The sequence below is a fragment of the Enterococcus malodoratus genome (genome assembly GCF_027659535.1).
GTDB lineage: Bacteria > Bacillota > Bacilli > Lactobacillales > Enterococcaceae > Enterococcus_A > Enterococcus_A malodoratus.
In genome coordinates this window covers 91924-113182 of the sequence record NZ_JAQDPG010000012.1, presented here as the reverse complement: position 1 = coordinate 113182, position 21259 = coordinate 91924, and the positions used below count along the sequence as shown (strand labels likewise).

The following is a 21259-nucleotide window of genomic DNA, read 5'->3' as shown; positions in this document are numbered from 1 at the left end:
CTTATTTAGGAGCGGATAACCATTTAGTTATTCCTGCGGCTAAAAAAATCGTCTAGTAAGTTTGTTTGTTCCAGATAATAACCAAGTGCTGTGCCTAAACCCGTTAACAAAACAATCAATAGCGTTTTGAAAAAACCGATAGACACAAGTAATATCGCTAAAATCAAGCCAACGACCCCGAAAATAATCGGGAGTTTGTAGTGTTTAAAGATATCTTTCATATGACTCCCTCCTTATTCAACTCGCGAGCGGTTCGCAGTATACTTGTCTTCCCCATCATCAAAAGACTTATAAGCAACATCCACTTTGATTTTTTCACGACTACCTAAAATTTCCTGCAGTTCACGTTGGATATCTGTCATCAATTCTTCTGTTTTTTCAACATGGGCAGACGTACGATTCAATTGACCTTTTACTTTGACCTTGATCTTATTTTTCGTTGCTCGAACTTTGACATCAGGGGAAGAAACAAAGCCGACCTTCTGTGTTTTCGAACGAACGAATCCTTCGATCGCCTTTTTGTCTAAAGATAAACGACCCTTTCCTTCCTTGAGTACAAATGTTTGTTTCACCTTTGGATAAAAGATTAATACCAAGATGAAAATCAATAAGAGAACTGTAAAAACCAAGGCTATCCAAAATAAGTACTGGCGGAAATAATCATTTGATAGAGAATTTCTCAAAAATTCAGTGCGTCGAATCCCAAACGGCAGATTCAGATAAGGTGAACTAATCGCAATGACCATCAAGAACACCGACATCACTATAATTGAGAGAATAATCCCAATCGCTTTTATTCCACGATTCATGGTGCACCTCCTTTAACAATAGTGATAAAAATGGAACTTCTTTTCGTGTATCTGAGAACCTTTCATTTTTAAGTGCTCACTTACGTATGATCAAATAATAAAGGTCCCAGACTTGGGGCAATCGCAACTCTTGTCTCTACGATTTTGTTTCCAACTCATTCTTTTCTAAAACAGATCTTTGTCTATTTTCCGATAGAAACTCAAAGTTACTTTTGATGCTCTCCCCTCGCTTTATAATATTATGGTAACTTGAATTATTTTATTTTTAAAACATTCTGCTCACAATATCCAAATACGCATTATTTAAGCATTAAATTTGACAATATAACGATAATAAGTTACGTGAAAATAGGTTTACAATATTATAATTGTTTTTTCCAAAAAAAAATAGATTAACTGAATCCCTCATTTTGACTTCATTTCAATTTTCCTACGAGCTACTTCAGTAAACACACTTTTGATTTCCCTGATAAATTCCTTACATTAGGTTGCAAAACTGTTAGCTGAAATTCCAATGGATATACTATATACTCACTAAGTCGAATCTATTAAAACGTTTTAATAAAAAATAAAATTTAAAAGGAGCTTTTTCATGAACAGTCTATTTCACAAACAAATTGATTTAAAAAAAGGATTTTTTGCAACCCTAATTGTCATTCTAGGATACATTGGTCAATTATATGGGTCACTATTCATCAATACGGTTTCCTTATTAGTAACAACATTAATTGGTTTTTCCATTGTCTACACACCAAAAGAATTACTCTTACTTTTTTCTAAACCTCTTCATCCTTTAAAAAATACAATTAAATATTTTTTACTAAGCTGGATAATCAGTATGGCTATTGGCGTAGCTTTAACTGTAATTTTCGGATTGAATCTAAAAGCTAATCCGATTGATACTATCAATGTAAAACCGCTATTACTCCTAGTATTGCCCATTAGTTTGATGGGGGAAGAACTATTCTGCATTTACTTTTTAAGTATTTTTACTAGTAAATTTGGCCTATTCATTTCCAATGTTTTCAGTGCACTCATTTTTGGTTTGGCTCACTACTCAACCTACTATAATGGCAGCGTAGTAATTACACTTATTCATATTATCCTAATTCAAGGCGTTACAAGACTTTTGCTAAGTCAAGCTGCAATCAAAAGCAATTCTATCTGGACCAGCTGGATTATTCATGTACTATTTGATTTTTCTACAATTGCCTTACCGATATTGATAAAACTCCTTTAACCTATTACCGTCAGATATGACGGTTTTTTCATCATAACAAGCATGTCCCTACTGATTTCATTTCTCTGTACTTCACATTCTGCTATTTATTAAGAAAGCATTAATATTGGGATTGTGCACGTCGTCACGCACAACTTGTTTCTACTTAAATAAAGGCCGACTCTTTCCAAAAGCATTGATATGACAACCTTTCAACTGGTTCACAAAACTTTATCTTTGTCAAAGTGCTCAAAATTGAATTTACTCCTGAAAATTGCAGCTATTTCTATCCTCTTTTCTCGGCTGCCCCTATGAAACCAACCTTTCCAATGAACCAATCGTAAAAAAGCTTGCATTTTTGATGCCCAAATGCAATTTTCACGGGTTTGACCTATTTTTATTTTGTGCTTTATTGTTAAGTCACCGGACAAAACAAAAATGCTGAGCATTGAACCACAAAGAAACTAGTAAAGGAAAATCAAGCGAGAAATATTGCATGCACTGCCCTCACTTGACTAAGAAAGAGAGGATAAAATTCCATGAATGAACAAACATTGTCTCATCGACAACTTTTCAATTTGAAATCGAAAACCTTAGAAAAACGAATTACCGACTATTATTACGAAACACAAAATAGCAGTTTAACCATAAAATATATTTTAGCTTTGCGAGTAAGGCACCAACTTGGTGCGGAGGATTTTGCTCATTTTCTGAAAGATCTTGTCCGAAAGATTTTTATGAATACCAAGGCTACTCGTACCATGAAACGTTTCTTTTACTACTTTCAGGATTATTTCATGGCACCTGAATGGCGTGCGTTAAGCTCAAAAGTATTTCCTGTACGAAACTTTGGTCAGAAGGCTATATCACTTTTCCGTTCATTAATCCCCTTTGCCCGTCCAGATGAAACGAATGAGACTTGAGATTAACTAATTACCTTCGCAAAAAAATAAGAGAAAGGACAATCAAAATGATAAATAATCAACATGATTTAGTTGCGACGTTTACAAATGGTCTAGGAAAAGAACACAACTGGACGTACAAAGATGTGAACCCTGATCTGCCAGCACCAGCAATCAAAGATGCTTGCGAATTACTGACGAACTTAGATATTTTTGAACAAAACGGCGTAAAACTATTTGATTCTATTGTTACGGCAAAGATCGTGACGACCAAAGAGACTGAGATTTTCGATGTGAAGAATGATCCAAAAAATGAGGAAAAGCAACCTTTAGAAGAAGTGAAAACAGCGAAGGAAGAAGAATCTGCAGAACCGAAAATTGGAGAACTTGGCACAGTAAAGTGTGAAAATACTTCTGCCAGTTTCCCTGCTGTCTCGCTGCCAGATTCACAGGTTCTTAGAAATCCGAATCGTTTATCACAGAGAAATGGTAACGATTCAAAATCAATGATTAGGGCAAAAAAAATGAACAGACAAACTAATAACAAAATTCCACAGCCGCCGAATCTATCACCAGAAAAGACCATCGATAGTCTTCGGCAAAGATTCACCCAACTCTGGAACAAAAACGGAACAGATAAGGAGGACCCTTCTTGAAGGATATCTGATAAAACTAACGACAACTAAATTCTGCCCTTCTCTAACCAAATACACATAGGTAAACTTGCTCTAACCGTCATCTCTCCACTCCGGAATGGATGTGATGCGAGGTTGGGCACGCTTATTCGATATGCCTAGCGCTGATTGGAGTAGTCTATATCGGCTGTAAGACAAATATCCCTGCGATTAAAAATCGCAGGGGCAGTTTACTTTAACTATAGAATGACTTTTGTCCTCTGTGAACGAAACACAGCCAAATTATTTGGTCCTATAATAAGTCAGAGAATATTTCATCGATCACTTCATTTCATCGCTGGTATGATTTAAACCCAATTAATTAATATAATTCAGCTTTTCAGCCGCTTAAAATCATTGGGTTATTTGAATGTAGCGATCTCCAGGACTATAAGCGTTCAAGTTCAAAAATAAATTACTGTATTCTATGTTTGCCAAGATGTAATTGACGGTAAACGTGGCTGTTTCTCCCGGTAAAATGGGATGAGCATCGACTTCTTCTTCAACTATATGATCAACAACTTTTCCAACTGTTGTTGGTAAAGGATAGGCCGGAGTTTCTAAATAGTAGAAAGTATTAAATGGGTCTGACGGTAGTTTATGAATATAGGTTGTGTCTGTAGGTAAGTCAGTATAAAAATCCCCTTGTTTAGCTAAACGCCTTACCTGTATATAAGGCGAGTAATTGATTGTTTTTTCAGTCAGATTTTTGACCTTTAATTCAATCTCTAGATATTTTGGTCTTACTTCAAATTCTCTGATCTCTTTGTTTACCGTATGTTTTCCATCACCTAGTACGTATTCTGTCGCTATCATAGGTTTAAGCTTCCCTTTTTTATCCCATTCCTCACCGAATGAGTCGTTGCTATCATAGGTTCCGGCTTTTATCTGTTTATTTAAGATGGCCAATTGTTTCGAAGCGATTGTATCACTAAGTGTTGCTTTGACCACAGTGAGTTCCTCCAGAGGGTTACCATTAAGATCAATAGTGTTGATTGCCTCATTAAGTTGGACTACCTCACTTTTGTTATTTATATCTAACATCATCGGTTCAATACCCTCTGAGATTTTTGAAATCTTTTCGCTAAAATCATCCGGGCTCATGTATTCGATTGCACGGGTGGCTTCTTCTTTAGTAGCTACATTAGTAAGATAAAGATTATCAAGGATTTTTTTTATGTCCTTTTCCGAGATATCCCCATAGCATTTCAGTTCAACAAACTTATTTTCTTTTTCAAAGAATTTCCTAGCTATAGTGGCTTCTTTTCCCGCAAAATCATCTAGTTTTTCAACAATATAGGCTGATCCACTTGAAAGCTTGATTTCTTTGTAATCCTTTACGTAGTCATCAATAACCTTATCTTTTTTATTTAGTTCATACAGAGTGATGGTCACTCCTCGAGCGTTGTTCAAAGCCTCGAGGTTTTCTGCGCTATCAGAGGTAAAATCTGGCTCCTCATAAAATGATAATTCTCCTTGATCATCATTTACAATAAAATAGGCTGGGACATAGTCTGCCACTAGACGGTAATTACCCGTATCCGGCTGCTGAGAAGCCGTTTTGTCGATTTTGGTTGTGAGTTGATAATCCTGTTTTTCAACGGTAATCTCCCAAAGTTTCGCTGCAATAAAGGTTCCTACAGGAAAGAAGAATAGTACTATAATTGCTATCATCAATAGCTTGCGCTTAGTAAAAGTCGCAAAAATAATTGGTTCTTTTTTTTTCAGTTGGATCTTATGCTTGATATTCTCTGTATTTTTAGAGGAATAGCTGCTATCGTAATAGTTTAAAAGTTGATCGAGCTCTTCATCAGAAAGCTTACCCATTGGATAATCATCATATCTTTTTGCCATTTCTATCTTCTCCTTTATTTAGTGAAAATAAAAAATCCATATCTTGTTCAGCAAAAGCTTGCTGCAAGATTTTTTTCCCACGATAAAGATAATTATTAACCGTCTTTTGAGGGATTTTTAGATCACTGCTGATCATAGCCGGTGTATTTTCGAAAATATAGCGCTGCAAACAAATTTCACGCATTGGATCATTCAAACTGTTGATCAAATAAAATATTTCATTAATAAACTCGTTTTTTTCTTCCGCTGCTGCTAGATTATCCAGCGTGAAATTATCATTGAGCAGATAATCTTTTGGGTTGCGTTGAAGCTTATTAATGCTGAGACTCCTAGTAATCAATATTAGATAATTCTTGAGCGATCCGCGTTTCGGTTGATACTTTGCCGGGGACCTCCATATCCGTAAAAAGGCCTCACTTACAATTTCTTCAATATCCTGTGGATCATTATTTTTCCCTAGTATTGATAAGGAAACGACCCAAAGCAATTTTGAATACCTGTCAACTAACATTTCGAAGGCTTCTTCGTTATGCTGCTCAATCCTTCGCAACAAGTCTAAGTCTTCCAAAATTATCCCTCCTCTTTTTACTGTTTCAGTCATATATATATACACAGAGAAATCGGAAATATACTAAATTTTTTTCAACTTTTCTATATCCGAAGAATTAGTCGACAAAAATTAATCGTTTACATTAAAGTATACACAATCAAAAAAGCAAAAAAAATCCACTCAACTATTGATGAGTGGATTTTGTCACTGTCTATATGAATTGTATCTTATTAGGGATAAAAAAAGTGCACCATTTAACTGCTTAAATACCCATTATTTCTGGTATTAAATGGATCACAGTTAAATAGTACACTCTTGAGTGAATCCTTTTAAACTTTGCTACAGCAAAACTTTTTTTCATCGTTTTACTATATTAAACGTTTAATCCGCGTTTTCTTTTATTTCTTCTATTACTTGAACTACTTGGGCGAATCTCTTAGGGTCGCTGCCGAAGCGGCCGATTAGAACGCCATCGATGTTTTCATCTTTTACTAGTAGCCGTGTGTTTTCGGGACTGACTGAACCGCCGTAAATAATGCGAACATTTTGTGCTGCTTCGTCAGTGAAAAAGTCAGCGATGATTTTTCGGATCATCTCGCCTACCTTATGCACTTGAGGTGCTGAGGCCGCTAAGGTTTTTCCGACTACCCATTTTGGTGTGTAGGCGATAATTATTTTGTTGATTTCTGAAGCAGCTATATCAAGCGTATCTATATAAAGTTGTCTTCTTAATTGAAGCTCGATTTCATGATAATCATCGGTCTTATCTTTCTCGCCTACACACAGGATAGGAATCAAGCCGTTTTCCAAAGACAAACGAACTTTTTTATTGATGATCTCATCCGTATCGCCGAACAATTCACGCCGTTCCCAATGACCGATTTCGACATATTTCCCGCCAATATCAATCAGCGATTCAATCGAATATTCACCTGTATACTGACCATGTTTATAGGGGGCGATATTTTGAGCTCCCAGAAGTACGGTAGTATCCTTGGTAACCTCTGAAACAAACGGCAAGGTTCCAATTGATGGGAAAATAATTTTTTCTATCTCCGTATCGTTGTTAAGTTCCTTGATTATTTCAGAAGCAAAATTTACTGCATCTATTTTTTTGTTTTGTCTCATTGCCCAACTCATAGCAACAACAGGTTTTCGAATTGACATTTGTATCAGCTCCTTTTTTTAAGTTCCTGATCAAACACATTCATTAACATCCATGAGGAATCGGAACCTGGATCACGATGTCCGATTGCTCGTTCGCCTAACCTCGTAGCTCTTCCTTTTTTAGCAACCAATGGGATCGTCGCATCAGATCCTGCTCTCATTGCACGAACAAATGAGTCGAAAAAGCTTAATGGATCTTCTGATTCTTGATAGTCATTGATTAATTTCAAGCCTGGAAGAAAGGCATCAATCATGGTTTTATCCCCTAACTCAGCTTTGCCGCGGAATTGAACGGCCTCGATCCCTGTCCGGATCATATCCAAAAATTCTGAGAATGTTACCTCTGTGCGATCAGGGTAGTTTCCGCCCATCTTCATGAAGAAGCTTCCATATAAAGGACCAGCCGCACCACCCACTTTAGATAGCAAAATCATCCCAGATTTCTTTAAGAGTGAATTTATATCCGAATTTTCTTCAGCTAATTGGTCGATTTTATCCATGATCCCTCTGAAACCAATACTCAAATTGATCCCATGGTCGCCATCTCCAATATCGGAATCCAACTTCGTCCAATGATCTCTTTGTTCTTCAGAAAGCTTTGCCATTCCCTTTAATGAATCGACAAAAAATTGTTTATCTAGCTTATTTATTGAACTCATGACTCTACCAGCTCCTTAGTTTGAATGAAAGACTATATCTTATAGTAAGGCGTATCGCATGGGGTATCCAGCAATTCCTCGATTTCATTATCCAATTTAAGAAGTGTGACAGACATACCGATCATATCCATTGATGTCGCATAGTTGCCTACTTCAGCCTTATGAATCTCAATGCCTTTTTCGTTCAGAATCTGATTGACTCTGCGGTAGCAAACGTATTGGTCCATTACAGGAAGTCCGCCTAATCCATTGACTAAAACATAGACTTTATCTCCTTTAGCGATTCCAGAATCAGCCAAAATGTGGTCCATAATTTCATCGACAACTTCATCCGCAGGTTTGATTTTCGAGCGTTCGATCCCTGGTTCACCATGAATTCCCATGCCAACTTCCATTTCATCCTCAGCCATTTCAAAAATTGCTTTACCTGTTACTGGCAAGGTTGATGAAGAAAGAGCGACACCCATTGAGTAAGTGTTGTCATTTGCTCGTTCGGTCACGGCCTTGACTGCATCCAAATCATAGCCTTTTGCGGCAGCACTGCCTGCTACCTTGAAAACAGGAACATCACCCGCAACACCGCGGCGATCTTTTTTATTTTTTGAAGAATAGACATCATCCGTTACAACAACTGTTTCGACCCGAATGCCATCTTCGTCTAATGCCATCTCAGCACCCATATCAAAGTTCATTACATCGCCAGCGTAATTTCCATAAAGGAACAAGCTGCCTTTCCCACTGTCAACGGCTTTAACTGATCGATAACAAGCATCAGGGGCAGGAGAAGTATTGATGTTTCCTACAACCGCAGCATCGGCAAAATTCTTGCCAACATACCCTAAAAATAGCGGTTCGTGACCTGCTCCGCCACCAACAATAATCCGCACACGAGGTTCTTCACTCATCACTTTGCTGACAATCACGCGGGGATGTTCTTCATCAATTTTTACATATTTGCCATTTGCGGCAGCGTATCCTTCAAGCATTTCCTCTACTACTTCATATCCATCATTTACTAGTCTTTTCATACTAAATACCTCTTTTCATATAGTTTATAAAAATAGCGATAATAGGAATGCCCCAACGATACCGCCAGAGATTGCCGCAAAGACATTCTTCATTGATTTCTTAACACCAAAGCCTAATCTAGCCGTTGCTACCCAACAACCAATTCCCGCTGCAAGCCCCATGTCGACCCAGGCTTTACCAGATTGAGTGATCATCGGAGTTGGGATTCCATGATTTAGCGTCCAAATCGTTCCTGTGATAAAGGCCGCAGCCATCCAGCCACCAATCGGTCCCCAAGAATCGACCATCTTCCCCCAAGCCATCCGAATAAAGAATGGGAAGAGAAAAGCACCGGAAAAAGTCGCAATAAAAGCTGAAATAGTCATGTTAGGCTCCTCCTTTAGAAATCATATCGTTCTCGTTTTTATCTGCCATTCCATCAACAATACCCGTCGAGATGATCGCATGTTCTTCTTTTGTGGTCATCCCAGGTTCTGGTGCATTTTTGCCTTGAGTTGAATCGTTTGCCTCTAACAAATCTTTGGCAATGTCTTTTTCAAAAGCCGCCGCTACAAATCCGCCGGCTATCGCCCCTAAAATAACGACGCCAATGGTCGGTAATGATCCCTGAAAAGCATGCCCGCCAGTTAGGAACGTATCTCTGAAGATGCCGCAAACTCCGATTGCAAGCCCCATATCGACCCAGGCCGCATCGTCCTTATTGTCCACCAAATTGACATAATGATTCATAAACCATAGTGGTCCGATTAAGATCGTTGAAGCAAGATAGCCGCCAAAAATACCGCCCACCGCTGTTAATTCTTTCCACACCGCCATGACCAATACACCTGCAATCATATAACCGAAAAATGATCTCGCAAATTTCATTTGATTCATCTCCTTAGATTTTTGATAGTTCCAGAAAAATGTTTTCCTTGGAATCGCCGATCGAAGCTTGAATAGCAGCCGCAAAGGCTCCCTCAATTAACGGCGCATTAACCAATGACACTTTTTCCTTTATAGGCTCCTCCAACATTTCGATCGCAACTTCAGCACTCATGATAGCGCTTCCGATATCGCAAAAAATAAAAATGTCCTCACAATCTTTACATGCATAAATGCCATCAAGAATCTTCATCGCACTTGTCCCTAGGCGTTGATCCTCTGTACCGCCCAAAGAAAGAAGTCGGACTGGACTTGATTCTGATACCATCTCTTCAATCATCTCTTTCAGTCCGTCAGTGATTTTCTGACTATGAGACACTAACAATATTCCTTTCATGTCATCCACCCTTTGCTTTATTTTTTAAAACCGCTTTCACAATAGTTTCAAAATTTTCTGGCTTGTGGCCAAACCGGCCAACAAACACTCCATCTACGTGATCCGATTTAGTTATTTCGTAGGCATTTTCTTTTGATACTGAGCCACCATAGATCAATCTGATCGAATTTGCAACTATATCGTCGAAATTGTTTTTGAGAATCGTGTAGATGATCTCATGCGTCTTCCATACATGGCTATTAGGCGCCGCCTGTTCTTTTCCAATTGACCAACCCGGTTCATAGGCAATAATCAGCTTATCCGCATCTTCAACGTTGATATTTTGAAGCGCGCCAACCAGCTGCCCCTCGAGAAACGTATAAAGTTCGCTGTAAGTGAGGTTCTCATCTCTTTCACCAACACATAAGATAGCCGTCATTCCGAAGGATAAGCTTAGTTCAACCTTTTGTTTGATCATGGCGTCGGTCTCGTTAAAATAGTTTCTTCTTTCAAAATGACCGATTTCTACGTACTGTCCGCCAATCGCGTCTAACGTTTCGATTGAATACTCGCCAGTATACGCACCGTTGCTTTTAGGGGAAATATTTTGCGCGCCGAAGCCTAACTTTGTATTAGATAATTGCTCGGCAACACTCTCCAGGGTACCTATACTCGGCAGGATAAATATTTCAGCCTCTTGAGTGTGCTCCTCAGCGACTGACTGAATCGCTGAGGCCAACTTCACACTTTCTTCTGGGAGATTGATATAATTTTTCAAGCTCATGCCAACAATCGCTTTTTTCATAATTTCTCTCCTAAACTTATTTACTCTTGAAATTTTCCCAATCCTTCATAAATTGAGTAATGCCATTCGTTGTCAGTGGATGCGTCCATAGTTTTGAAAACAATGATCCTGGAATCGTCGCAATGTCCGAACCTACAGCAGCTACCGCTTCAACATGACCAATCGTTCGAATACTTGCCGCGATGATCTCTGATTTGTAGCCATATTCGCGGAAGACTTTTTTCAGATCCGCGACTACTTTTACGCCATCTGTTCCAGTATCATCCAAGCGGCCAACAAACGGACTGACAAAAGTCGCTCCAGCTTTTGCGGCCATCAGACCTTGTGCAACTGAGAAGATCAACGTGACATTCGTTTTGATATTTTCTTTTGAAAGGATATGAACCGCTGCTAATCCTGCTTCCGTTAGCGGAATTTTTACAACGATATTATCGGCCCATTTAGAAATCTTCCGCGCCTCATCCACCATTCCTTCAGTATCCAGTGAAACAACTTCCGCACTGACAGGTCCGTCAACAAGCTGAGCGATTTCTTTAATTACCGTCTCAAAATCCTTTCCCTCACGAGAGATAATGGTCGGATTGGTCGTCACGCCATCCACTAATCCTAAGACATTGATTCGTTTAATTTCATCAATATTGGCAGTATCTAGAAAAAATTTCATTTTTCTTCCACTCCTTGTTCTGTTTCAATCGTCGTAATTTCATCGATCTTTCTTGCTGAATTTTTGCCTCGGCCTTCAGTAGTAAAATGCTGATCTAAGTAATTTGAAACGATCACTTTGGCTAACTCGATCCCAACTACTTGAGCCCCGATCGTAATAATTTGGGCATGATTACTTAATTCAGCACGTTGAGCTGAGTAAGCATCATGGGTTTGAGCCGCTCTGATTCCTTTTACTTTGTTGGCCGCAAGAGCCATCCCGATTCCAGTTCCGCAAAACAGAATGCCTCTTTCTGCTTCACCATTCAAAATTCCTTTTGCTGCTTTAAAGGCAACTTTTGGATAATCTGCAGGTGCTTGCTCGTAAATCCCGTAATCTACAACTTCATAGCCTTTTTCATCTAAATAATCTTTTATTGCTTCTTTCAACTGCAGCGCGTTATCATCACAACCAATTGCAACTTTCATCTAGGGTTCCTTCTTTCATTTTCTTTGATTACACGGTTATAATAGCTTTCGAAACATTCATAGTCAACGAAACAAAACATTTCGAAAGTTAAATAATTATTTACGAAAGCAAACGAAAGTTTCGTTATTGATTATTTGAGCAAATCATGTATAATGCAGATAGGAATGGAGAGGATAACATGTTTATTAAACAGCGCCAGCAGATCATCCTAAATATGATTGAAAAAACAGGAAACATTACTGTCGAAGAATTAGTCGCTAAGTTTAACGTCTCTGCACCAACGATTCGAGCGGATTTAAACGCGCTTGCCGAGAATCACTTGTTGATTCGAACACATGGCGGTGCGATCCGAGCAGAACAAGAAACACAGGAATTAAGCATTGAAAAACTTTATGATAATCGCAAAAACAAAAACAATGACGAAAAAAAAATAATCGCTCAAAAAGCGATCAATTTTATAGATGACGGTGATTGTATCGTTCTAGACGCTTCTTCCACCTGCTATGAAGTAGCCAAGCTGCTTCTTTCAGAATCAATGAACCTGACCATTTTGACCCATGGACTTCGAACCGCCAATCTCTTAAAAGAATCTCCTTTTTTTAACGTAATCATTATTGGCGGCGTCGTAAAAAGAGGCTCAAACGCCATCGAAGGAACCTTGGGATTAGATATCGTAAAAAAATTTACGATCGATAAATTCTTTACTTCAAGCTATGCCGTCTCCATCGATGATGGCCTATCCGACTTCAGTATTTATGAATCCGAGCTAAAGACCGAGCTGATCGACTACGCGCGCCAAACCTTCGCTCTTATCGATCACACCAAATTTGAAAAAAATTCAATCGTTAAATTTGGCGAACTCTCGAAGCTTTCAAAAATAATCACCGACAACGACCTGCTCTTTGAATTGAAATCAGAATACGAAAAGATCGTGCCTATCATATAAGGCTTGTTAATGTATATTTTATTAAACAAAAAACTAAGGCATTCCTTTGGATTGAAAGGAATGCCTTAGTTTTTTGGTGGAAATGAATTCTAGATCATTCGGGTAGAATTGGGATCTGTATGAAACAAATTCTACTTTTCATTTACTCAGTCTCTTTTTTAGAGTGACTATCTATATGCAAATTATCCCACGTAAAATCAAAATTGTTATCCTTGAGGGATTTTCCTTCTAATCCACTTTCTAAAGTAACTTTGGTGGGAAGTCCTAATGCATCCTTATCCTCCAATAAATTTAAATGGTATCCAGCAATTGGTATTGCAAGCCTTTGAGCAGTATTGATTATTTTTCTTCTTTTTCTCGTCGACTGAAAAATAGCAAATTGATCCATTACGTATATTGTCAATGTGTTGTCCTTCTCAACTACAATCTTCCGAATAAACTTAAAATCTGAACCCTCATTTTGCTCTTTATTGAACTGCAAAACTCGATCTATTTCTTTGTTTAATCCATCCAAATTAGTCTTATCCGTTGGCGCAGCTCGATTATCTTTAAGGCTAGATTGAGTGCTTTCATTTATTACTTTGGCATTCTGCTGACTGCAACCACCAAGTACAACGCTAACTGCTACAACAATAAAAACTACAAGGCAAAAATTCTTCAATTTACTTACATCTTTCATTGAATGTTACCTCCTATCAACTTATGGGCAATTTACTTAGGAAATATCATTGGTATCAAAATTTAAGATATAAAATTGTGAATATTTGAACAACTATAGTATACAACGATAAATGATGTCAGTAAATCAGGATAATACGACAGAAAAATGATGATATAGCCCGATATATCAGCGTTTTTGAGTCCAGTTTTTAAAAAACTACTAGAAATTAAATATCAGTTTTCTTTACTTTCTGTATAGTTATTGGATGTTGGTTTGATTCAAAAACTTGCCATTTTGACGAACATACTTGATAAGTTGTATCGATACCTTTTCTCCAGAATGAAAAATAGCCAAATCATCAACTAAGGATGATTTGGCTTCATGATGATAATAAATAGTTCAAATTTCCATTTGAGAAAAAATGAAGTCGATCCTAGACTTAATACTTATATTAGTTTCTAAAGTATCGAAATTTTTCTCATTAAGCTTTGACGATTTAGATAATAATATCCCAATATATTTACGATTATCGATTTTAATATCCTAAAGATAACAACAGCTCTAATCCCATTTTCCTGAACTCTTCCCAATCTGGAGCATTTTCTACAGCTTCATCTGTCCATTAATTTTTATCTTCATTCATTATTTATATCGGAAAAGTCAGATGCTAATTCGCCTAGTTCTACAGCGTAGTCAGAAATAATCTTTGGTTCAAAATAGTTTTGAATAACTCCAACATATATGGTCTTCCAGCTATAAGCTATTTTTTCTTTCAAATCTATTAAATCCAATACTTCCACCTCGTGTTTTTGAAGAAGTTTATTGCGTTTTCCAATCAAAACTCTGATGACTAGCTTTGTACTATTTGCTCAATGCTTACTTCTTTTTCATTGGTCAAGTCGTAAAAACCTGTATGGATATTTTTCTCATAAAGCCAACATAAATCCGTACCATATGGGGCAACAAAAATTTCGGCCATTACTGGAGCGATTTTGAACATTGTATTAGCTTCGACAATTTCAAAATTAGTTGAATTATTTACGTACTCTTCATCATCATATGCTGAATAAGCAGTCCAACCATTCAACTGCTTTATTGTTGATTCTTCTCTAAAGGTATAACGAATCGGTTTTCCGTCCAACACGTTCTTTGAAACAACAAAGCCGCCATAATCGGAATTACATATTTGCATTTTCAAACCCCCTTATTTTTTTCAGATCCTTTTTTCCAATAATTTTTCATTTGGATAATCTAAACTTGATTTACCAAATCATAGCTTTATTGGATATCCTCAGTTATTTCTTCTTTTATTTTTGTACAATAAATATCTCTAGCTTTTATTTGCTATTGACACCTTGAGTAGTAAGTTTATTTTTACTACTCAAGATTCTACTACTTAATTAGCAGTCTTATGATGCAGCCCTTTTATGCTTAATTATGGTTTATGCCAATTCTGCTAATGCTTGAGTGACTTTTTCTCTAATTTGTTGTTCACTAAAATAAACATTTGGCAATTTCAAGTCTTCTGTACTATCAGAAAATCTAGCTGCCATATCAGACACATTGCCAAAAATTTCGTATTCTTTTTTTGACAACTCATCATAATCGATTTCTAAATCGAAGATCTTCATAAACTGATTTGTAAAGTTATTAATATCTATTATTCCATCATGGAGCCCATTTAATAAATAATATAGTTGTTCTCTTTTTGTCATAATACTATTCCTCCATCATTATCATTTTGGAACTGCGGGCAATGGACCTAATGACCTTCTCCCATATTTAAAATGATAAATGGTATTTGTTTCTTGATCGTAAAGTACTTCAAAATTATATTTTTTTCCATTAATGTATATTTCGCTATAATACATTGTTGCTCTAGAACCCCTTGGGTCGGGCATCGGGGTTCCACCGTTAATAGCTTCTTTCAGGGTTTGAGCTGGAACTGCTCTATCTGGGTTATTCATGTGTTCATTTACTTTATCTGTATAGTTAAATATATCCTTCCCAGTAGATCTATCCCCACTGGCTTTCTTAACAGGTGCGGAATTATAATCCCCGACTTTTTTCCATGCAACCGCTCCTGCTGCTTGACCCACTGCCCCTTGAATTGGCATTGCCCAACCAGCATAATTGTACCATTTTGCTTCTTCTTTAGTCAGTTTCTTTCCTGTATGAGGGTGAATGCCCAGCTTTGAAAGTTTTCTATATTTGCTAAATTTCTCCAAATCAGAATCTGTCGCTTTGACTAAAACAATTTTTTCTTTCTTTGGCTTCTTTTTCTTGTAATTATTACTGTTGATTTCATTTGCTATTTTGGCATGATATCCTTTATCCAATTGTCCATGGATCGCTAAGATTGCTGGATGTTTCTTTAACATCTCACGTCTCTCTGCTTCCAGCTTCTTCTTTTCAAACTCTTTGACTGATGCATGTTGTTTACTCACTTTTTTCTTAAACGCTTTGTTTTGATAAATCGCTAATGATTTCGGATCAGTGTAGCTTAATCCTGTGACACTTTTAAGACTATTAATCTGTGCTTTTTGCTGAGAAAGAATACTGCTAATCGCTTTACTGGATTTCTTTCCATTGAAGGTTGCCATCCATGTTTTCGTGTTGGTTAAAACCTTTTTTGTTTTCTCCATCTCTTCAGTAAATCCTGAACCTGATACTTCACTGACAGATACAAGATCACTGATCGAGCTATAGACTGTTTTAAACTTGGATTCGATTTCTGTAAATTTGCTTAATTGATCAGAAAATTTACTTTCTGCCGTTGTTAATGCATCTGTATCAATAATAGCAGAACCGCTGCTCTCTTTCACGGTTGACTTGAAGTCGGCAACAGCTTTGGTAAATTCTGCCGATAATTGATGCATCGCATCATAATAATTCGTTAACAACGGCATTTGGTAATTATTGATCTCCGCATCAATCGCTGTTTTGACTGATCCTGATAACCCATCACTGCCTACAACACCTTTCCAAGAATTTTTAGCACTATTGATTTGTCCTTGGAGTTTCGATTTGGAAGATTCAATACTCGTTTTGGCAGCTGTCACTTCAGACATCACTATTTTCAATTTGATCACCTCACTTTATATAGATATGAACGGTTGCCTTCTTCGATCCATTGCTTCCTCAAAACTTCAAAAACAAACTGCTCTTCATACTCATTTGTCATCCCCGATGAAATGACTCGTTTGATCATCAGATTCGTCACATAAATTGGTTCCGTTCCCGGCATCATACCAAAAGGCCAAAGTGATGCGACGTAATCAATGCAAGCCGTCGAATCTTCAAAAGGAAGTCTCCACCCGTGAATCAACACTGAAAGTCCCAACTCACTGTCAGTAAACATCTGCTTCAACTCATCAGAAAGCAGTTCTTCATTCAATTCGATTACCGTGCCTGTAGGGTATATCTCACTAAAAACCGCATCAATCAATCCCATATAAGTTAAGTATTGCTCGAAACTCAAAGAGATTTCTATAGGGGTTCGGGCAATTTTTACCTGCTGATTCTCGTGATCAAAGCTCACTTGAAGTCGGGCACCAATAGTTGGCTTATAGTCATAATCCTTTTTCTCTTGAAAGAAAGCCAAATTAATATTTCGAAACAACACGGGCTGACTGCCTAAAAAAAGCCCCATGTTGTGCAGTTCTTCCAGATTATCCATCTCCAAATTTTCTTCGGTACAAACCTGTTGCCACAATTCTCTTCTCTGATTCATCGCTTATCACTTCCCAACAATTTTCATGCTGGATGCTCCAGCTTTATCATCTCTTGCTTTGTTCTCTCCAGCCTTGATCATTTTGCTCACATCTTGTTCAGCCATTCCCTTATAACTAGCGAGAGAACTGTTGATTTCAGAAATCATCTCGGTAAATTGAGTAAACGGTGATAGGTTTGTTTGACCAAAAGTGACTGATTCCACTTTGCCAATGTTGCCAGCAGAACTCCCAGCTTTGGAAACATCCCCAGACCAACCACCTTTTACACCAACTCCTGCTTTTGCCATGCTCTTCCTCCTATTATTGAGCTCTTAAACTGTGTGCTTGAGCTGTTAAATTCGCAATACTTGAACTCAGAGAGCCGATTGACATACCTAATCGTTGAGAATTCTCTTTTAGTTCGGTCATTTTTTTATCAATGGTCTCTTGGTTCTCTTTGTGCTTATCTGCGAGTTCTGTCAGCTTAGTCGCTACATCTCCGACCTTGGAATCATATTTATCTCGACGAGTCCCTTTGAATGCCCCAGAGTCAATCGATTTCAACTCAGATGTGACACTCGAACTAAAACTAGTCAGTGAAGAAACCGCCGTTGTTAACTCACTTTTCGCCTTTTCTAATCGTTCAATCTTCTCATCTAGAATCTTCTTGTTCGCATTGACTTCATTTAATTTTCGCTGTTGTTGAAGTGCGGCACGTTCCTTTGCTTCTGCTTGTTTGATTCGTGCTTCTTTAGCTGCATCGCTCATGCAAACCTCTCCTTTTTGAAAAAAGCACCAGCACAAGTGTACTGATGCTCTGTTTTTCTATTAGTTTAAGCCGAATGATCCAGCATCTTGGCGGTCGCGTTCTGCTACAGTATCCGCGTATTTGGTTAATTGTCCGAAAATACTTTCTAGTAATTCTTCCATTTGTTTTACGTTACCTTCTAATTGATTGTATTGTTCCAAGTATGCACGGAACGCTTCACCTTGCCATTGTTGGGCGATCGTTTGATTCATTGAGTTGACTTTGCGAATCGCGTCCTCGATTTGTGCTGAGGCTTGTTGATAGACCTTCGCCTCAGATTTCAGCTGTTCGGGTGTGACTGTAATTGCTCCTGCCATTAATAATTCCTCCTAGTATATGTTGTACCTAAAGATAACCTACTTTTGAAGCTACGGATCAAAGTTCATCGGATACGAAAAAAAGTTGCGTATACGACGAATAAGCCAATCATTAGTTACAATGATTGACCTCCAAAATGAGCATCCGTTCCTTATTTTTCCAAAGAAAGATAAGTACATTACTATTCATTTCTCATTTCCAGTTATAGAAATATGCTGATAAATGGACATTTAATTAGTCCCAAGATCTTATTCCACTAGCCCCTTGCATAAGGTACACTTAGATAAAAGGAGGATTTCTTATGAAATGGACGAGCTCTATCAAACCAAATGTATTCTTTTATATCGGAATAATTGTTGGTATTGTTAATGCGGTCTTTCTAGGTTTCAACTTCTTTCTATCCCTATTGAGCATCACTATAATTTTGTTTTCAGATACCCTTACAGAGGCAATTAATCCTTTTTTAAAAGGCAGTCATTAGATGATTGCTTTTTTCTACGAGACATGTGATTGGCTAGTTTTCCGTAGGGTCATTCGCGATACTGTCGGTATTACATTCATCGGTCAAATAGCTGCTAAACGGAAATTTTCATAAATTAGTTTAAATTCTACTGCTTAATTGTGACTTTTTTTATTGTTTGCATACTATTTGATAAGCAAAATTATTATTTAGGTACCGTTCGCGGTTGACACTCTTTTTCAGTTTGTTACTATTATTTGTGAGCTAAGTCTCTTTCTTAAACTAACACTCTATTAAAAACTCCTAGTTCATTTTCATTAACCGCTGCCCCCTAAATGCAGCGGTTTTTGTGTGTTTTATACTATGTATTTTCGCCGGTCACCGAACTACTCATTAGATTGTTGCCAAGTTTAACTCGAGACCAATATAATTAATAGAATAATCAAGTACACAATATGAGTATTAACTCTCATCGAAAATAACTAACTTTTGGGACGACATTTTTCTTTCATAGATCCAGTTAATGTAATCAATTCTCTTTTTTTAACTTGTTCAATTTCAGTTAATGCTGCATACTTAAAAGCGGGGTGATGAATTTGAAAACACGTCAATTAATACCTATCGTGGCTATTTGGTGGATTGCAATAGCCTCATGTGGAATGATCACAGGAATTACTATTTCGAGTAACTTGAAAGACAGAAAAAAAATTTGTAAAGACTCCGAATAGAGAGTCTTTTTTACTTGATAGCTCCAATTAACGTTGCTTATTCTTCCCCATCGCTCTATCTTTACTAAATATTTCTCCCTTTTACTATAATCACTACAAGCAGTCTTTTATATAATCTGTCTCCTCTTCAAAGAACTTATCCATCCATTGAATACAGAATTATCTTAATCATTTTTCCTCCTTGCTACCGTTCGCGGTTGAAAACTATAGTTCTATATTGCTAAAATTTATAAGTCTATCGGAAAATAGACAACCTATGTGTGTGCTAGGTAAACTACTGACAAGTTTCCCTTACCTAGCTTGGACTGCCGCCTCATATTGCGGTGGTCTTTTTCTATATAATTGCTTCGGTTAGTTGACTTTCCGTATTTTTCTCAATCATTTTTGCAATATGTCTAAAATTCATTTCGCAAATATATTATTTAATATTTGATTATTTTATTTTAAATCACATTTTGTATATATTTTATTTTTATTAAATGATAAAATATCTTTAAAAATAAAAGGAGTTTTTTATTATGAAAAAGATTTTTAATTTTTCATTATTAGGTATACTGTTTGTTAATGTAATGTCCCCAATTTCAGTTAGTGCTGCTGAAAGCCAACCAGAACCACAAGTTGCTAAATCAAGTATACAATCTGAAATATCTCCATTAGCGACGCCTTATAAAACCAAAGTGACTCTCGATAACGGTGAATCGTTTAAGATATCTAGAAAGTTTGGATATGTTGTTTATGATGGGCAATCTGCACGAACTTCTTTCAGAGTTATTTCTAATGATTACGAAATGAAGCACATGAAAATTTCTGTGTTAGGTTCTGATGATCCTTGGTATAATCAAGAATCTTTCTCCTATGATTCTGGTTTTCAATTACCTCAAATAACTATGGCACTACCTAGAGAGCTTGGTGTGCCACAACTTCATGATGTTAACTTTGAATTGACAAATTATTCGCCAGGAAAGGTAACATTTGATATTGAAATTGACTTTTTTATTATTAATTTAAGTTAAATTTCACAACACTCTAGAGAGTCTTTTAGGCTCTCTTTATTTTGTCTTTGATAGGCTGAGTTAGTTGATTAAAGATTTGTCTTCCATCTACTTATTGTGAGATTAGTTTTTCTATAGTATTCTTAATTCGAGGTGATTTAAGTGAAAATGGATAAAAGAAAGGCTTTACTTACCGTTTTATCCGGATTTCTTTTTGTCATTGCTAGTAGTTTACTAACATTTTGGATCACGCTTACTGTATTTATAAAATCGGCTGGATCAACCACAATTTTGACAAAAGAAACTTTCTTACTACTTGTTGCATTAATCATAATTTTTGGAACTATATCTAACTTGATAACTCTCATTATTTTTAAAATCGCTTTAAAGAAAAATAGAGTGAAGATGAAGTTTATTATTGAATCTAATAAAGATATTTTGACAATTGTTGCTTTGATTTCCACTTTTATAATTACTTTGTTAAATACCACTTTCAACGGTGAAAATCCCATAGAACACTATTCCTTTACATTAAGTCTGACAGTTTGGTCTTTAACATTTTCCATAACAGCAATTAGTCTCAATTTAATTTA

Annotated in this window: 29 protein-coding genes; 6 read left to right on the top strand and 23 right to left on the bottom strand. The window is 36.9% G+C overall.

The features are described 5' to 3' along the window. Nucleotides 1-23: 23 nt before the first annotated feature. Together PGP85_RS17790 and amaP are read right to left on the bottom strand one after the other, a co-directional pair. A complete protein-coding gene (locus PGP85_RS17790) occupies nt 24-221 on the bottom strand; it encodes a DUF2273 domain-containing protein (protein WP_010742348.1) in 198 nt (65 codons plus the stop codon). A gap of 12 nt (nt 222-233) precedes the next feature. Next, entirely contained in the window at nt 234-809 is a 576-nt protein-coding gene (gene amaP / locus PGP85_RS17785) for an alkaline shock response membrane anchor protein AmaP (protein ID WP_010742349.1), read from the bottom strand. 592 nt (nt 810-1401) lie between these two features. Between amaP and PGP85_RS17780 the strand changes: the two genes are divergently transcribed. From PGP85_RS17780 to PGP85_RS17770, 3 genes are all read left to right on the top strand, one after another. Beyond that, nucleotides 1402-2049 carry a CPBP family intramembrane glutamic endopeptidase gene (locus tag PGP85_RS17780; RefSeq protein ID WP_270328703.1) on the top strand — a complete coding sequence of 216 codons (648 nt, stop codon included), beginning with the start codon at nt 1402-1404 and terminating at the stop codon, nt 2047-2049. Nucleotides 2050-2567: 518 nt separating this feature from the next. Next, nucleotides 2568-2951, top strand: a complete 384-nt coding sequence (locus PGP85_RS17775; RefSeq protein WP_270328702.1) for a hypothetical protein — start codon at nt 2568-2570, stop codon at nt 2949-2951. Between the two features lie 47 nt (nt 2952-2998). Next, entirely contained in the window at nt 2999-3586 is a 588-nt protein-coding gene (locus PGP85_RS17770; protein WP_010742352.1) for a DUF2922 domain-containing protein, read from the top strand. Between the two features lie 372 nt (nt 3587-3958). Here the strand turns inward: PGP85_RS17770 and PGP85_RS17765 are convergent, their stop codons facing one another. The 11 genes from PGP85_RS17765 to rpiB all read right to left on the bottom strand — a co-directional run bounded on the left by PGP85_RS17765 (nt 3959) and on the right by rpiB (nt 12039). After that, complete coding sequence (locus PGP85_RS17765; RefSeq protein ID WP_270328701.1) at nt 3959-5458, bottom strand: hypothetical protein; 1500 nt, start codon at nt 5456-5458, stop codon at nt 3959-3961. Beyond that, nucleotides 5442-6026 (bottom strand): RNA polymerase sigma factor, encoded by a 585-nt coding sequence (locus PGP85_RS17760; protein WP_270328700.1) that lies wholly within the window; start codon nt 6024-6026, stop codon nt 5442-5444. Before PGP85_RS17760 ends, PGP85_RS17765 begins: the two co-directional genes overlap by 17 nt. Before the next feature lie 363 nt (nt 6027-6389). Continuing rightward, nucleotides 6390-7175 carry a triose-phosphate isomerase family protein gene (locus PGP85_RS17755; protein ID WP_010742358.1) on the bottom strand — a complete coding sequence of 262 codons (786 nt, stop codon included), beginning with the start codon at nt 7173-7175 and terminating at the stop codon, nt 6390-6392. 5 nt (nt 7176-7180) lie between these two features. Then, nucleotides 7181-7834: a dihydroxyacetone kinase subunit DhaL gene (gene dhaL / locus PGP85_RS17750; protein ID WP_270328699.1), complete on the bottom strand. Its 654-nt coding sequence runs from the start codon at nt 7832-7834 to the stop codon at nt 7181-7183. 32 nt (nt 7835-7866) lie between these two features. Beyond that, the gene (locus PGP85_RS17745) at nt 7867-8862 is read right to left on the bottom strand and encodes a dihydroxyacetone kinase subunit DhaK (protein ID WP_270328698.1); all 996 of its coding nucleotides are present in this window, start codon (nt 8860-8862) and stop codon (nt 7867-7869) included. A gap of 24 nt (nt 8863-8886) precedes the next feature. Beyond that, on the bottom strand, nt 8887-9228 hold the full coding sequence (locus tag PGP85_RS17740; RefSeq protein WP_010742365.1) for a Lin0368 family putative glycerol transporter subunit: 342 nt from the start codon (nt 9226-9228) through the stop codon (nt 8887-8889). Between the two features lies 1 nt (nt 9229). Continuing rightward, entirely contained in the window at nt 9230-9730 is a 501-nt protein-coding gene (locus PGP85_RS17735; protein WP_010742366.1) for a Lin0368 family putative glycerol transporter subunit, read from the bottom strand. A 13-nt stretch (nt 9731-9743) separates the two neighbouring features. Then, nucleotides 9744-10124, bottom strand: coding sequence for a dihydroxyacetone kinase phosphoryl donor subunit DhaM (dhaM, locus tag PGP85_RS17730; protein WP_270328697.1), 381 nt, complete (start codon nt 10122-10124; stop codon nt 9744-9746). Between the two features lies 1 nt (nt 10125). Beyond that, nucleotides 10126-10908, bottom strand: a complete 783-nt coding sequence (locus tag PGP85_RS17725) for a triose-phosphate isomerase family protein (RefSeq protein WP_270328696.1) — start codon at nt 10906-10908, stop codon at nt 10126-10128. A gap of 16 nt (nt 10909-10924) precedes the next feature. Then, the gene (gene fsa, locus PGP85_RS17720; RefSeq protein ID WP_090405868.1) at nt 10925-11572 is read right to left on the bottom strand and encodes a fructose-6-phosphate aldolase; all 648 of its coding nucleotides are present in this window, start codon (nt 11570-11572) and stop codon (nt 10925-10927) included. After that, the gene (gene rpiB / locus PGP85_RS17715) at nt 11569-12039 is read right to left on the bottom strand and encodes a ribose 5-phosphate isomerase B (protein ID WP_010742370.1); all 471 of its coding nucleotides are present in this window, start codon (nt 12037-12039) and stop codon (nt 11569-11571) included. The genes fsa and rpiB overlap by 4 nt, the downstream gene beginning before the upstream one ends. 179 nt (nt 12040-12218) lie before the next feature. Here rpiB and PGP85_RS17710 point away from each other — a divergent pair, with 179 nt between their 5' ends. Then, nucleotides 12219-12986, top strand: a complete 768-nt coding sequence (locus PGP85_RS17710) for a DeoR/GlpR family DNA-binding transcription regulator (protein ID WP_010742371.1) — start codon at nt 12219-12221, stop codon at nt 12984-12986. Nucleotides 12987-13128: 142 nt separating this feature from the next. Here PGP85_RS17710 and PGP85_RS17705 read toward each other — a convergent pair whose 3' ends face one another. From PGP85_RS17705 to PGP85_RS17665, 9 genes are all read right to left on the bottom strand, one after another. After that, the gene (locus PGP85_RS17705) at nt 13129-13665 is read right to left on the bottom strand and encodes a hypothetical protein (RefSeq protein ID WP_270328695.1); all 537 of its coding nucleotides are present in this window, start codon (nt 13663-13665) and stop codon (nt 13129-13131) included. 617 nt (nt 13666-14282) lie between these two features. Then, nucleotides 14283-14438, bottom strand: coding sequence for a DUF2247 family protein (locus PGP85_RS17700; RefSeq protein WP_270328694.1), 156 nt, complete (start codon nt 14436-14438; stop codon nt 14283-14285). Nucleotides 14439-14497: 59 nt separating this feature from the next. Then, nucleotides 14498-14839: a DUF2185 domain-containing protein gene (locus PGP85_RS17695; protein WP_270328693.1), complete on the bottom strand. Its 342-nt coding sequence runs from the start codon at nt 14837-14839 to the stop codon at nt 14498-14500. Between the two features lie 250 nt (nt 14840-15089). Continuing rightward, nucleotides 15090-15362, bottom strand: coding sequence for a colicin immunity domain-containing protein (locus PGP85_RS17690; RefSeq protein ID WP_270328692.1), 273 nt, complete (start codon nt 15360-15362; stop codon nt 15090-15092). 21 nt (nt 15363-15383) lie between these two features. Next, a complete protein-coding gene (locus tag PGP85_RS17685) occupies nt 15384-16721 on the bottom strand; it encodes a T7SS effector LXG polymorphic toxin (RefSeq protein WP_270328725.1) in 1338 nt (445 codons plus the stop codon). 14 nt (nt 16722-16735) lie between these two features. Continuing rightward, nucleotides 16736-17380: a DUF4176 domain-containing protein gene (locus PGP85_RS17680; protein WP_270328691.1), complete on the bottom strand. Its 645-nt coding sequence runs from the start codon at nt 17378-17380 to the stop codon at nt 16736-16738. Nucleotides 17381-17386: 6 nt separating this feature from the next. Then, entirely contained in the window at nt 17387-17668 is a 282-nt protein-coding gene (locus PGP85_RS17675) for a hypothetical protein (protein WP_270328690.1), read from the bottom strand. Between the two features lie 13 nt (nt 17669-17681). Then, nucleotides 17682-18128 carry a YwqH-like family protein gene (locus PGP85_RS17670; protein ID WP_270328689.1) on the bottom strand — a complete coding sequence of 149 codons (447 nt, stop codon included), beginning with the start codon at nt 18126-18128 and terminating at the stop codon, nt 17682-17684. A gap of 60 nt (nt 18129-18188) precedes the next feature. Continuing rightward, a complete protein-coding gene (locus PGP85_RS17665) occupies nt 18189-18485 on the bottom strand; it encodes a WXG100 family type VII secretion target (protein WP_270328688.1) in 297 nt (98 codons plus the stop codon). A gap of 302 nt (nt 18486-18787) precedes the next feature. Here PGP85_RS17665 and PGP85_RS17660 point away from each other — a divergent pair, with 302 nt between their 5' ends. Both PGP85_RS17660 and PGP85_RS17655 read left to right on the top strand, forming a co-directional pair. Further along, nucleotides 18788-18967: a hypothetical protein gene (locus PGP85_RS17660; RefSeq protein WP_270328687.1), complete on the top strand. Its 180-nt coding sequence runs from the start codon at nt 18788-18790 to the stop codon at nt 18965-18967. A gap of 1225 nt (nt 18968-20192) precedes the next feature. After that, on the top strand, nt 20193-20687 hold the full coding sequence (locus PGP85_RS17655; RefSeq protein WP_010742381.1) for a hypothetical protein: 495 nt from the start codon (nt 20193-20195) through the stop codon (nt 20685-20687). A 137-nt stretch (nt 20688-20824) separates the two neighbouring features. Here PGP85_RS17655 and PGP85_RS17650 read toward each other — a convergent pair whose 3' ends face one another. Beyond that, a complete protein-coding gene (locus PGP85_RS17650) occupies nt 20825-21178 on the bottom strand; it encodes a hypothetical protein (RefSeq protein ID WP_270328686.1) in 354 nt (117 codons plus the stop codon). Between the last annotated feature and the right edge of the window lie 81 nt (nt 21179-21259).